The following is a 13476-nucleotide window of genomic DNA, read 5'->3' on the forward strand; positions in this document are numbered from 1 at the left end:
AAGTAAAGGTGGGGTTTGTCTACGGTCTGAGCAGACTTAAACGAGTCTGCTTTTTTTGTTTTGTGATGAGAATTTAAACGTGTTAAGGAGCTATTCGTGTGTAAATAAGGCATCATGCTTTGTTTCTCAATTATTTTTGCGGTTTCTTTTCGGTGATTCATAAATTCCAATATGTAATAATAAATGTAATGTAAGTAAATATATGTAATTAAGGGAGTTTCAGCTTTTAGATCAATTAATTATAGGTGATGAACTACGGAATAATCTTGACCCTTATCAAAAGAGCGGGGCAGACTCTAATGGAGGAAACCAGTGATATTGTCGAATATCCAAAAATGTATACTCATTCAAACTTGATACCATTATATTGAATTAAATGTATATGTATTTACTCTAAAAATGGATTAAAGGTGGTTTACATTATGAAAAAAAGCAATACATTATTACTGTCTTCAATATTTTTAGCTAGCACGATATTCCCTGCAACTGTTTCAGCAACGAATATTGATAAAAATGAAACTGAATGGATAACGATTGCAGAGGATTCTGCCACTGATTCCGTATCACATTCAACTAACAAAACTTTGGCCAAAGCTGACTATGTTACGAATTGGAAACTAAGAAAAACTGGCGGATTGATTGGTGAAATATTTCAATGTAACTACAGCATGTTAACGACAGCGAAATCAAAAGGGAAAATTGATTATATTGAAGCAAAATCACGACTATATGGGGGAGATGGCGGACTTTCCAAAAGCAAAACCGATTCTGCGAAGAAATCTAACTATGCTAGAGCAAATGCTGCCGGTGGCGTAGACGGAGGTTGGGGATGTAAAGGCAAAGCAATCGGAAACTCATTATATAAAGATAGTGGTTATAAAACGGTTAGTCGCCAAAAGACTTTTAACATTTAATAGTGATGATGAGACGTAGAACAATTTTATTCATAACAACTATTATAGTATTACTAGTGACATTTATTTTATTTATCAGACAAGAAAAAATTTCTGATGATAAAGACTATAATGATGAAATGATGGATGTTACTGGTCCAGGAACGGATACCGTTTCATATGGTCTGTATGAACCCGAAGGAAAACTGCTTGATACATTAGATATCGGATTCATTGAAAATAACCAGATGACCAAAGTCCTGTCCTTCTCACATTATATAGACGCAGATAGAAAGTACACGTTACTCTTACTAGCAAATTTTAAGCAGATAGAATTCTCGGCAGATGACCATAGACCAGCTAAATCATACACATTTAAGATGACTAAAGATCAGGTGATTACATTACCAATCAAAGCTGCATTACCAAAAAAGGTTGGGGAAATCGCATTTGTGATCGTTCCTGAAGCAAAGTATCACTTGAAAGACAAAGATATAGATATAGCCACAGGCTTACAAGAAAACTTTATTATGCGATATATCACAAAAAATGCCTCGTCTTACAAGATTGACAGTGAACAACCTCCAACATATAAAACGGATGAATTAACTGGAGAGGAAATTTTCATGGCTTCAGGCAAAATGTCAAATAAAGTGCTATATACTTCTAAAAGCCAAATGCCTGTCTATCTCCAAGTGGATAATTCGAGAGAAAAGAAAATGAATTATGCTTTAGTCGCATTTTCGGAACACGAACAACAAAAAATTGATGGGAAACATGTGCTGCATGTATCTGTAGAAAATGAAAAAACAAATGTTTATAAAATAAAATTGCCAAGAGTTGAAAAGGAGAAAAATTTTCAAGTAATCGCTTTTCCTGCACCTTTTGATCACAGTGCTACATTTGAAGAAGTGAATTTTAGAGGCTATTCTTCTATTAGAACGTTAATCCAACCATAAGAGGCAATTTTGTGTGGATGATTAATTATATTGATTGGGTTTACAGGGAACATTGTGTCGATGCGGCTCCTTTAAAGGAGCTCTTTTTGTTCTTTTTGCGGTATCTTTTCGGTGCTTTGTCAATCCCTGCATGTGATAATAAATGTCATATAAGGGAATTGAGTGGAAGGGGATTAAGTGATGGAGAAAGTTCTTTCTTCACATGTCGGTGTGAAAATAAATGAATGGTATAAGATGATTCGGCAATTTAGTGTTCCAGATGCAGAGATTTTGAAAGCTGAGGTAGAACAGGAAATTGAACGAATGGAAGAAGATCAGGATTTACTCATTTACTATCAATTGATGTGCTTTCGCCACCAGCTTATGCTTGATTATATTAAACCCTCAGAGAAGCGATCTTTATCCATTGCAGACCTAGTCGATAAAATTGAAAATTCAAATCATCAACTTTCTGGAATGTTGCAATACTATAATGCTTTCTTTAGGGGCATGTATGATTTCAGCAGGAAAGAGTACGTACAGGCTATTCAATATTACAAGATCGCTGAAAAGCAACTTGCACTGGTAGTAGACGATATTGAGCAAGCAGAGTTTCATTTCAAAGTGGCCGAAGCATACTACATTATGAAACAAACGCATGTGTCAATGCATCATATTATGAAGGCCTTAGACATCTATAAGCAGCATGAGCAATATAAAGTTCGCCAAATTCAATGCTTAATTGTGATTGCAGGGAATTATGATGATTTCAAGCGATATGAAAAATCATTAGAGCATCTAAATACAGCTTATTCTATAGCTGAAGAGCTAGCCGATAACATGTTAATTGCCAAAATACTCTTAAACATAGGAAATACATATGATCGACAACAAGAGTACGCTGAAGCAATCAAACACTACAGAGAAGTGTTAGACATTATTGCATCACAAAATACTGAGATAAAACCAATCACTTTATTTAGCTTGAGTTGGTCGTTATACAAGTCTAGTCAGCCTGCTGAAGCAGCTTCGCTCGTGGAAGATGGTCTTATGTGCTCCTTAGAGGCAAATGATTGGCTGTGTGTGATGTTATTTAAAGCTTTAAAAGCGATTTACATAGATTCTAATGAGGAAGTTATTCAAGAAGTGCTGGATGCTTTTGAAGAAAAGAAGCTATATGTCTATGTCGAGGCATTTGCTCAAAGTATAGGATTATATTATGAAAAAAAGGGGGACTTTGAAAAAGCTGCCGAATATTATAGAAAGGCCCTTAAAGTTCAAAATGATATTCAAAAAGGAGAGTGTCTGTATGATTATTAAAAGATTACTAGTGATTGTATCCATTTTATTATTGAGTGTTTCAACAGCAGAAACATTGGACATCATTGAAACAAAATCAATTCGAAATACAACAATGGAAGAACATCAAAAAATTGATCGAAATACGACGATGATCGATCGAAACACAACATCTCAAAATATATAGACAAAACAGACCTTAAGGGGTCTGTTTTTTTATGGAGACGGATTTTTGGTCGCCAGAATGTGGTTAATGATGAAAGGTTTGGAGGCTTACATTCTAGTCATATGTTAATTGATCATCAACAATACGATACTAATGTCATTGATTGGTCCGAGGTAGGAATTGGTGAGATGCTTTAATTCATGAAAAAAGTCCTTCGTTTGTCATTTTCTTTTGTAAAACTCCACTATAGCTCATTCAAAAAATTTCGATGAGAATAGACTGTACGGAATAGAAAAAATTAAAAAGAAGGAGGCATTTTCTTGGGAAATATCACACAGGATTTATCGGCTCTTGGTTTAAACATCTCGCAAAGTGTAGGTTTTGGACGTAACCAATCATCAAACCCTACTGCAAATTCATCAAAATTTAATAGGCTTTTTGCCGGACTTACACCAGGTACCGCTCTCGATATCGTTGGTGATTCAGGTTATTTGTATGGACCGGGTAGTTTTGTCACTTATGACCAAACGGCGGGCATTGTATTTTTTAATGACCCAACTTCGGCTGGAGGTACTGCAACTAGTCTAATAGATGTGAACAAAATTGAAAGTGTAACATTCACTAGTTAAATATAAAAGACATTCGGTCATGTGTGGATGATTGCCACGGTCATCATCAATTGTTGCAATGAAGCTGCAACACCCTATTTATTTGAGCATGTACAGAACATGTTATCATCATTGAAGAAAAAACATCATTCAGCCTTTTACTGAGTGATGTTTTTTCTTCTATTAATAAACAGTTTAAAAAACATGGGGTTAAGTGTTTTTTACTAAAAGAACAGACTGTTGTCAGTAGAATCAAAGCTTGATACCGTTTCTTCTTCATCACTTCATTCATCAGAATGTCCCCATGCTGTACTTTGACCAGATCAATTTGTAAATGAAGGGTCATGATAGGGGGAGTATTGTGTTATTTATCAAAGGTATCGAGATCACTTTCTTAGATTTTACTGTTCTAATAGATGTAGGTAATGGCTGGGAGACTGCTTTTAGTATCATTGATGCGATAATCATTTTACTCATAACGGGCAGTCTTCCCATTTTCTTTGACATATAAAATGAACTGCTGATAAGGGTTATCCAGTCATTGCGGTTGAATGTTTTTCTCAAAAATGAATAAAGATAGACTAGACGCGAATGTGAACATTGATATCAGAATCACTTATGATATGAGGAGGAGCAATTAATGAAAAATCTCTGCCGGGAAGTCTGGATTGAAGTCAATCTTGACGCAATAAAAAGAAATATTGAAGCGATTCAAGCGCATATTCCAAGAAAAAGTAAGATTATGGCTGTAGTTAAAGCGAATGCCTATGGGCATGGTTCAGTGGAGGTAGCTCGCCAAGCATTGGAAAGTGGTGCGACAGAGCTGGCTGTGGCCAGTTTGGAAGAAGGAATTGTATTGCGAAGAGCGAAAGTTGAAGCCCCTATTCTCGTCCTTGGATTTACACCACTAGACTGTGTGAAAAAAGCTGCGGCCTGGAAAATTGATTTATCCGGTCTTCGTGCTGACTGGATCAAACAAGCAAATGAGATCTTAGAGGAAGAAGAAAGTCAGAATCAGCTTGGAATTCATGTCAATGTCGACACAGGGATGGGGCGACTAGGTGTACGAACGAAGGAAGAGCTTTTGGCCGTCGTGGAGGCGCTTGAAAAGAGTGAAAAGCTCAGATGGGATGGAATCTTTACACATTTCTCCAGTGCAGATGAGCCTGACCCCGATTTTACGTTGCTTCAGCATAGCATATTCATTGATTTTCTTCGGTTCTTGAAAAAACAAGGAATCACGCTGCCGACCGTACATATGAACAATACCGCTGCTGCTATTGCGTTTCCTGAATTTAGCGCCGATATGATCCGGCTTGGAATCGGACTTTATGGACTTTATCCCTCGACGTATATCCAAAGCTTAGACGCTGTTCAATTGGAGCCGGCTCTAAGCTTAAAGGCGAGAATTGCTTTCGTGAAGGAAATGGTCACAGAGCCTCGAACGGTCAGCTATGGCGCTACCTATGTGGCAAAGCCTGATGAAGTGATTGCGACGATACCAATTGGCTACGCAGATGGATACTCACGTGCTTTATCGAACCGAGGATTTATGCTTTTCTGCGGAGAACGAGTGCCGATTGCGGGCCGAGTCACAATGGATATGACCATGATCAGTTTAGGCGACATGAAGGCAAAGCAGGGAGAGGAAGTCGTCATTTACGGCCGTCAAAAAGGCGGAGAAATTTCTGTCGATGAAATTGCCGAAATGCTCAATACGATTAACTATGAAGTCGTCGCCACATTAAGCCGCCGCGTTCCAAGGTTTTACCGCCGAGGTGGACAGATGATTAAAATATCGACACCGGTGATGTATGTGTGAAGCCCATTTGTTTCTAAAAGCGGACAGCAAATGAAAATCCGATTAGCCCCCTTTACATGGCAAGGGGGCTAATGAGTTTAAGTTCTACTTTCACGGCTTAAGCTCGATACTCTTTATCTAAAATAAGGATTGGTTTAATCGTTGAGCCATTTTTAGAATCTTCAAAGGCTTGTTCAATATCTTCTAATTCATAGAATTTTGCTAGTTTCTCAACTGGGAATTGTCCGTTTTTGAAGAATTTCACTAGTTTAGGAATGAATAATTGGGGAACGGCATCTCCTTCTATCACTCCTTTTAATGTGAGAGCATTGAGCATGAGATCATTTGTCACATTAAATGTTAAATCCCGTTTACCTACTGCTACTGTTGCACAAGTCCCTTTGACACGCAGGCAATGAAGGGCAGCTAGCGTGACTTCGGGTACACCAGTTGTTTCAAATGAGTAATGTGCCCCTTTACCTTCCGTTATTTCCTTCACTTTTTCAGCTGGATTCTCATGTTTACTGTTGATGACATGTGTTGCACCTAATTCTTTTGCTAACTCAAGGCGGCTATCATGGATATCAACGGCAATAATTGGATCACAGCCTGTGATTTTTGCTGCCATTAACCCACTTAACCCAACAGCGCCTGTACCAAACACAACAAAGCTTGTACCTGGTGCTGGAGCAAGTGAATTTAAGACAGTACCGCTCCCGGTCATCAAACCGCAGCCGAAGGGGCCTAAATAATGAAAGAGATCAATGATTTTCTAAATTGGTACAAAGAAAGAAGCTTTGGAATCGGCATGAACTTTTATGAGATCAATGATGAACACAATAAAGGACCTTTCACAAGTAAGAAAGACTATGTGGTGTACCAAAATATTTTAATGTTTGATATCAAGCAATACTGATAGTGATAAATTGTAAAGCTGCTGATCATAGATCAGTAGCTTTTTATATTTTCACTTAATTGTTAAATTTAGGATGAATGTCATAAAAAACAAGATATTTTTTTGAAAATCTGCTAAACATCCCATAACTACGTCCGATAATAGAATTGTCAGGGTTGATAAGCCCTAGAATAAAGGACTTTTTTCAGACAAGGACGTCTGTCAGGTCCCACATACATGGAGGTAATAGGAAATGAGAATTAACCACAATATCGCAGCACTTAACACATTAAATCGTTTGTCTGCAAACAACAGTGCTAGCCAAAAGAACATGGAGAAACTTTCTTCTGGACTTCGTATCAACCGTGCAGGAGATGACGCAGCTGGTCTTGCAATCTCTGAAAAAATGCGTGGACAAATCCGTGGATTAGAAATGGCTTCTAAAAACGCACAAGACGGTATCTCTCTTATCCAAATCGCTGAAGGTGCATTGACTGAAACTCACTCAATCCTTCAACGTGTTCGTGAGCTTGTAGTTCAAGCTGGAAACACTGGTACACAAGATAAAGATACTGATCTTACATCTATCCAAGATGAAATCAAAGCATTACAAGAAGAAGTAGATGGTATCTCAAACCGTACAGAGTTTAACGGTAAAAAATTGTTAGACGGTACTTTTAAAGATACTGGAGATGCTACTACTACAAAAAGCTTGATCTTCCAAATTGGTGCTAACGCTACTCAACAAATTGGAGTAAACATCGAAAATATGGGTGCAAGTGCACTAGGAATTAAAGAAACTGATGGTTCAATCGCAGCTCTTCATTCTGTAAATGATATCGATGTGACAAAATTTGCTGACAATGCTGCTGACGAAGCTGATATTGGTTTCGATGCACAATTGAAGATTGTTGATGAAGCTATTAACCAAGTATCTGCTCAACGTGGTAAACTTGGTGCAGTTCAAAACCGTCTAGAGCACACAATCAACAACCTTGGTGCTTCTTCTGAAAACTTAACAGCTGCTGAGTCTCGTATCCGTGACGTTGACATGGCGAAAGAAATGAGTGAGTTCACGAAGAACAACATTCTTTCTCAAGCGTCTCAAGCAATGCTTGCACAAGCGAACCAACAGCCACAAAACGTACTTCAATTACTACGTTAATGAAAGGCCCCTTGATGGGGCTTTTTTTTATGCTGTTTTTTCTTCGCATTTTCTCCAGCTTTATGATTCTTAAATCCCTCTGGTAAATCATGAAAAATGACCTTTAAATTTGGCATACTCTAGCGAAATGATCATAATGAATAAGTCTTTTTCCTTATTTATCCCTTTTTTGTTAAACATATTCCATTAAGGTTCGATAAATGGATTGTAAGGCTTACAAAAAAATTCTAATTCAGAACTTTTGGACATGGATGTCTAATTGGTTCAAACACATGGAGGTCATTTAATATGAGAATTAACCACAATATCGCAGCACTTAACACTCTAAACCGTTTGTCTGCAAACAATGGGGCAGGACAAAAGAACATGGAGAAGCTTTCTTCTGGACTTCGTATCAACCGTGCAGGAGATGACGCAGCAGGTCTTGCAATTTCTGAAAAAATGCGTGGACAAATCCGCGGATTAGAAATGGCATCTAAAAACGCACAAGATGGTATTTCTCTTATTCAAACAGCTGAAGGTGCATTAACTGAAACTCATGCGATTCTTCAACGTATGCGTGAGTTGACAGTTCAAGCGGGTAACGTAGGTACACAGCAGACTGAGGATTTAACGGCGATTCAAGAAGAACTTACTGCTTTGGTTGATGAAATTGATGGGATTTCTCAGCGTACAGCATTTAACGGAAAGAATCTATTAGATGGTAGTGTAGAGGATGGATTCCAATTCCAAATTGGAGCGAACATTGAGCAAAATATCAACGTAAAGATCGGCAAAATGGACGCTGAAACATTGACTGTCAAAGATATTAAAGTGAATGAAGATGGTTTTGACTTTGACGTTGAAGTAGCAAAAATCGATGCTGCAATCGGAGCAGTATCTAAACAACGTTCAGCACTTGGTGCGGTCCAAAACCGTCTAGAGCACACAATCAACAACCTTAGCGCTTCTGGTGAAAACTTAACAGCTGCTGAGTCTCGTATTCGTGACGTTGACATGGCAAAAGAAATGAGTGAGTTCACAAAGAACAACATTCTTTCTCAAGCGTCTCAAGCCATGCTTGCTCAAGCAAACCAACAGCCACAAAACGTACTTCAATTATTACGTTAATCGAAAAGCCCTTTAGGGGGCTTTTTTTATGTCAATTTGATTTCAGCAACTGGTGTAAATGAAAGTCAGGAACAGCTTCATGGAAGAAAGCTCGATTGAATTCATCATTCTCTTGATCCCATTGATGCCACCAGCGGGCGATTTCACCAGTGACGTCAGCTTGAATCATGTCTTGCAGCTGCTCTAGGTTGATGATTTTTCTCGGTTCTATTAAGAAAGAATGCATACTGTGATATGCCTGAAGACGTTCAGGCTGTTTTGTTTGAATGGCATATTGTACATAATGATTTAAAAATTCTTGTACAAATGTCAAATGAGGAATAGGTTTTCCTTTTAACTCGACTCCTTCCCATGCCATATCAGCAATTGCACAAAGCCACCAGCCAAGTTCATTGGCATGTTGCATTTGTTGTAAAGTGTTTCTTTCGAAAGAAAAAGACTTATTTTCTTGTGTTTGTTTGAGCATACGCTCAAGTATGTGTGCTTCAAGCGCTGCTTTTGTCATTCCCTGCCCATGAATGGGATCTAATGTACACAAGGCATCACCCATGACCAATAAACCACTTGGCCAATCTTCCATTTGTTCATAGTGGTTTCTCACACAAGCCGGTACTCTAAATCCTTTTGGCTTCGTATAGGGAATTAAATGAGTGATGGCTTCTGCTATAGAAGGGTGGGTGAGTGCAGCGGTCTCTAAATCAAACTGATCCGCGTCCGTTGACGGATAATGTGAGCCGCCAGCTGCCGAGAGAAGAACAGCTGCTAAATCTTGATCTACTCGTTCAAACAGTCCTGTTGGAATCCGCTTATCTGGCTGTCCAACTACGACCATTGGTTCCAGATTCGGTGCCTCAGGTGGTATTTGGTAGTATCTTGTGCTATACCCAAGAGACACGTTTAACTCATCTGTCTGCGGCAAGGTCAGTCCTGCGCTTTTCAACCATTTTGGCAATTTAGACATTCTTCCTGACGTATCTATGACTAAGTCTGCTTTCATTTCATGAATAATTCCTGGCTTTACGCTCCGGTCTTTGACCTGTATTCCTATGACTTGATTCGTTTCTTCCTCAAATTGAAGGGAGATCGCTTCATGTTTTTCTAAAAACTGAACACGTTCCTCACGTAACATTCTTTGCATGAGCACCCACTCTAACATGGCGCGTCTCGTAACAGCGGTTTCTTCTGTATCGGTGAGCGCTAATTCTCCATTTTTAGTAATAAATCGAGATGTTTGATGCAGTGTGTTGAACCCGCCCATTTCAAGTAACTCTTTTGTATAACCGGGAAATAAGCGTTCAAATATTTGCTTGCCTAATGGCAGCATTCTATGTGGATGAAAGGCTTGAGGGGTGCCATGACGATTCTCAGGAGAGTCTGGCAGTTCATCCTTTTCAATGATCAATACTTGAACATAAAACGTTGATAAAACCTTCGCAGCGAGCATTCCTGTCATGCCTCCACCAATGACAATTGCCCGCTCATACTTCATGGATTGTGTCACAACATGCGCCTCCAATGAATACGTAAAATGGTTACATGACCATTTCATCATATGTTGATTCTTTAATTATAGCAAATTTGCGTTTTTTTGAATACAGAAAGGAAATGACATACTTTTTACTCGTAAATATGAAATTTTTTTAAAAAACAGTGATTAAATTAAGAGTAAAGACCGATAAAAATAGTAAGGGGGTAGGTAGAGTGGATATACTACAGAGCATTGTAACAGCAGCACCATATATGATGAAAATATTAAAGAATGAAGTGACGATTGGTATCATTGATCGAGAGAAATTTTTGCTGTATTTGCCATCGAAAGATATTGATTTTCAAATACGTGCAGGAGACCCTATTAAACCAGATGATCAGAATATGAAAAAAGCGCTAAGAGGTGAAACATCAAGTATGTTTGTACCTGAATCGGTGTATGGGACGCCATTAAATGCAATGGGTTTGCCGATTTTTGATGAAAATCAACAAGTCATCGGCGCACTTGCTTTAGGTTTTCCGCTCAAAAATCAATTAGAACTGGAAGCGTATATGCAGTCATTGAATGAGATCATTCAAAGTATTCAAGAAAAGGTACATGTGGTGGCGGCGCATTCAGAGGAGCTCTCTGCTACAAGTGAGGAAATGACCTTACAAACGCAGCAAACACTTGAAAGCTCGAAAAAGACATCAGATATTACAAAAATGATCAAAGGCATCTCTAAACAAACAAGTCTGCTAGGATTGAATGCGTCAATTGAGGCAGCTCGAGCAGGAAAAGAGGGTGCTGGTTTTAGTGTTGTAGCAAGTGAGGTTCAGAAGCTATCAAGTGAAACCTCACTTGCAACAGAAAACATTGAAAGCTCGTTGCAAGGGATTTCCTCTAATATACATACATTACTTGAGAATATGGACCATATGAAAGGATCATCTTCAGAACAAGCTTTACTTGTGACGGAGTTTAGTGAAATTGTCGATCGATTGACTATGGTTAGCAAAGAAATGAAAGAATTTATGCAAAAGGTGATGTCAACGTAAAAAATGAATCCATAAAGGGTTCGTTTTTTTGATGGCTCGTTATTTTCTGTTTTTCTTGTCAAAGCGATAATCGTATGTTTCACCTTTGACAACGTTTAAAAACTCATGTCCAATTTGAACTAGCTGTGCATTTTTCCATTGGATAAGAGGATCTTTATCAGGGTACTTCCAGTAGATTGTTTTCTTGCGATGGGTTCGTTTGTTTTCAATTTCTGCTCTTACTGCATTCTCCTTTAGCTTTCCTCCACTATGTCGATAAGTGTTAATGACATAGGTTCCATCGGGTGATGACATAGAGCGGATGAATGTTCCATGAGACACGCCTTGAAGAGAGAAGCATTTCCAGTAAATGATTCCAGCGAAGCTAATACATAAGATTATAAGGATGATGGTGGTTTTCTTTTTAAACATGAATTCCTCCAGATATAGGTCGCAATATTTCTAATATATGAGAGAGAATACAACAAGATTCATATAGTCCGAAAGTTCCATTCATTTTAATTATCGGTTATTTTATCTCGGAATTCAACAGCATGTACGTAAAAATAAGGAAAATTTAAGGATGCTTTCATAAGGGATAGATGCTTCGAAAACACTTTACAAAAGAATTTGGGATCAGTAGACTTATGCTCATATAGAGGAATGGGGCAGATGAAATGAATCAAATCATAGATACGTATCAAAATTATGAAGAGCTTTCCGCTCATGAAAGAAAAGGGGTGGATTATCAGATTCTTCATGAACGGAAGGGGGACCAGCTTCTGGTCTTGTCACCTCATGCCGGAGGAATTGAATCTGGTGTGAGTGAGCTCATATACGAATTAGCAAGTGATTATTCTATGTATTTATTCGAGGGTCTTAAAGTGAAAGGCAATCATGTCCTTCATATTACGAGCACTCGTTTTGATGAGCCGATTTGTCTTTCACACGTGCATACACACCATTATACGTTTGCGCTCCACGGCTATGGAGAAACAGACGTGCTTCAAACATTAGTTGGCGGTACTGACAGAGAAAAAGCTGCGGAAACTGTGAGGCGTCTCACAGAAAATGGCTTTCATGCATTGCTTTTATCTGAATCTGATCGTTTTTCTGGAACTCATCCGCAAAATATTAATAATCAATGCCTCACAGGAAAAAGCGTACAAATTGAAATCAGCCAAGCTCAGAGAAGAGCATTCTTTCAAGACTTTAGAAGGAGTCGTCGGCGCGATACACAAAACGAACAATTTTATCAATACACAAGTGTACTGAAACAAGTGCTGCGCCTCTATGAATAAACCTCTGATGTCTCGTGTGCTGCCTCCTTTGTTTGATACACGATTTCTTTTTCTGCGACATTGTCCGCTCTCATTAAATAAGAAGTAAATTCTTTTTGAAATCGAATGCCTGCTCTTCGCTGTTCAAATAGGGCAAGCCGTTTTTCAGCAAAAGCCCACGTGACATGAAATGTTTGAGCAATTTGTAAAATGGCTTGCTGCCTTAGGTTGGGAAGCGTCATTTGCAGTAGCATAAAAGTGGGAACACAAAAATGATACATGAATTGTTTTGCTTGAAACTCTTGCAACTCTCGAAAGAGTTTGTGCATGTTAAAATGATTGCCTACATGCTTCAGCACATGACAAAGCTCATGGGCAAAATCCTGCCACTGTTCTTCTGGTGATAAGGCTCTGTTTAAAATAATACTGTAGAGACCTTGATGTTTGACCATCATGCTGCCAGTATCCTCGTAGTGTACCCATACATGAAATTCAGCTGCGATCCTATGCATGTCTACATAGGCAGGACCGCTTATTTGCAGTTGAGCGTATAACCGTTTAATATCTTCTTCTAAATGGGTTAAAAAATAAGTCATTTCAAAACCTCCATACAAACGTATGTTCTATTTTTGCCGTAAAAGAAAAGTCCATATAGGACTAAATGGCTAATAAAGCTATCGCTTACTTTTTATATCGGCTTGTTTTTAACAATTTTAACATAAAATCAAGGAGAATTGGAAGTATTTCCTGTTTTTTTGTTCTCTGCTGTGATAAAACGTCGATTGAATTCAAATTTTACCATAGACTTTTCACGAA

At 38.3% G+C, this 13476-nt stretch carries 13 protein-coding genes and 2 pseudogenes; 11 read left to right on the plus strand and 4 right to left on the minus strand.

Going from position 1 to position 13476, the window contains the following annotated elements; genetic code table 11:
* Positions 1-422: 422 nt before the first annotated feature.
* The 6 genes from BA1_RS10985 to alr all read left to right on the plus strand — a co-directional run bounded on the left by BA1_RS10985 (position 423) and on the right by alr (position 5726).
* Positions 423-914, plus strand: coding sequence for a hypothetical protein (locus BA1_RS10985; protein ID WP_008358821.1), 492 nt, complete (start codon positions 423-425; stop codon positions 912-914).
* 56 nt (positions 915-970) lie between these two features.
* Complete coding sequence (locus BA1_RS10990) at positions 971-1852, plus strand: hypothetical protein (protein ID WP_232532047.1); 882 nt, start codon at positions 971-973, stop codon at positions 1850-1852.
* 180 nt (positions 1853-2032) lie between these two features.
* Positions 2033-3151 (plus strand): Rap family tetratricopeptide repeat protein, encoded by a 1119-nt coding sequence (locus BA1_RS10995; protein WP_008358826.1) that lies wholly within the window; start codon positions 2033-2035, stop codon positions 3149-3151.
* Entirely contained in the window at positions 3141-3317 is a 177-nt protein-coding gene (locus BA1_RS11000; RefSeq protein WP_008358829.1) for a hypothetical protein, read from the plus strand. Before BA1_RS10995 ends, BA1_RS11000 begins: the two co-directional genes overlap by 11 nt.
* A gap of 299 nt (positions 3318-3616) precedes the next feature.
* On the plus strand, positions 3617-3925 hold the full coding sequence (locus BA1_RS18395; protein ID WP_008358831.1) for a hypothetical protein: 309 nt from the start codon (positions 3617-3619) through the stop codon (positions 3923-3925).
* Positions 3926-4544: 619 nt separating this feature from the next.
* Positions 4545-5726, plus strand: a complete 1182-nt coding sequence (alr, locus tag BA1_RS11010) for an alanine racemase (RefSeq protein WP_008358833.1) — start codon at positions 4545-4547, stop codon at positions 5724-5726.
* A 97-nt stretch (positions 5727-5823) separates the two neighbouring features.
* On the opposite strand, the pseudogene BA1_RS11015 reads toward alr, so the two are convergent.
* Positions 5824-6453, minus strand: a pseudogene (locus BA1_RS11015) (zinc-binding dehydrogenase); the annotation flags it as partial.
* Positions 6454-6456: 3 nt separating this feature from the next.
* Between BA1_RS11015 and BA1_RS19045 the strand changes: the two are divergent.
* From BA1_RS19045 to hag (BA1_RS11025), 3 genes and pseudogenes are all read left to right on the plus strand, one after another.
* Positions 6457-6621 (plus strand): annotated as a pseudogene (locus BA1_RS19045) (Kelch repeat-containing protein); the annotation flags it as partial.
* A 232-nt stretch (positions 6622-6853) separates the two neighbouring features.
* Positions 6854-7765, plus strand: coding sequence for a flagellin Hag (gene hag / locus BA1_RS11020; RefSeq protein ID WP_008358840.1), 912 nt, complete (start codon positions 6854-6856; stop codon positions 7763-7765).
* A gap of 288 nt (positions 7766-8053) precedes the next feature.
* Entirely contained in the window at positions 8054-8875 is an 822-nt protein-coding gene (gene hag / locus BA1_RS11025) for a flagellin Hag (protein ID WP_008358842.1), read from the plus strand.
* A 31-nt stretch (positions 8876-8906) separates the two neighbouring features.
* On the opposite strand, the gene BA1_RS11030 is transcribed toward hag (BA1_RS11025), so the two are convergent.
* The gene (locus tag BA1_RS11030) at positions 8907-10376 is read right to left on the minus strand and encodes an NAD(P)/FAD-dependent oxidoreductase (RefSeq protein ID WP_008358844.1); all 1470 of its coding nucleotides are present in this window, start codon (positions 10374-10376) and stop codon (positions 8907-8909) included.
* A 200-nt stretch (positions 10377-10576) separates the two neighbouring features.
* Between BA1_RS11030 and BA1_RS11035 the strand changes: the two genes are divergently transcribed.
* On the plus strand, positions 10577-11401 hold the full coding sequence (locus tag BA1_RS11035) for a methyl-accepting chemotaxis protein (RefSeq protein ID WP_008358847.1): 825 nt from the start codon (positions 10577-10579) through the stop codon (positions 11399-11401).
* A gap of 39 nt (positions 11402-11440) precedes the next feature.
* Here BA1_RS11035 and BA1_RS11040 read toward each other — a convergent pair whose 3' ends face one another.
* Positions 11441-11812 (minus strand): DUF5412 domain-containing protein, encoded by a 372-nt coding sequence (locus BA1_RS11040; RefSeq protein WP_008358849.1) that lies wholly within the window; start codon positions 11810-11812, stop codon positions 11441-11443.
* Between the two features lie 245 nt (positions 11813-12057).
* Between BA1_RS11040 and BA1_RS11045 the strand changes: the two genes are divergently transcribed.
* Positions 12058-12681 (plus strand): poly-gamma-glutamate hydrolase family protein, encoded by a 624-nt coding sequence (locus BA1_RS11045; protein WP_008358851.1) that lies wholly within the window; start codon positions 12058-12060, stop codon positions 12679-12681.
* Here the strand turns inward: BA1_RS11045 and BA1_RS11050 are convergent.
* On the minus strand, positions 12672-13256 hold the full coding sequence (locus BA1_RS11050) for an ImmA/IrrE family metallo-endopeptidase (RefSeq protein ID WP_008358853.1): 585 nt from the start codon (positions 13254-13256) through the stop codon (positions 12672-12674). The genes BA1_RS11045 and BA1_RS11050 overlap by 10 nt on opposite strands.
* Positions 13257-13476 lie beyond the last annotated feature (220 nt).

The organism is Bacillus xiamenensis, from assembly GCF_000300535.1.
GTDB lineage: Bacteria > Bacillota > Bacilli > Bacillales > Bacillaceae > Bacillus > Bacillus xiamenensis.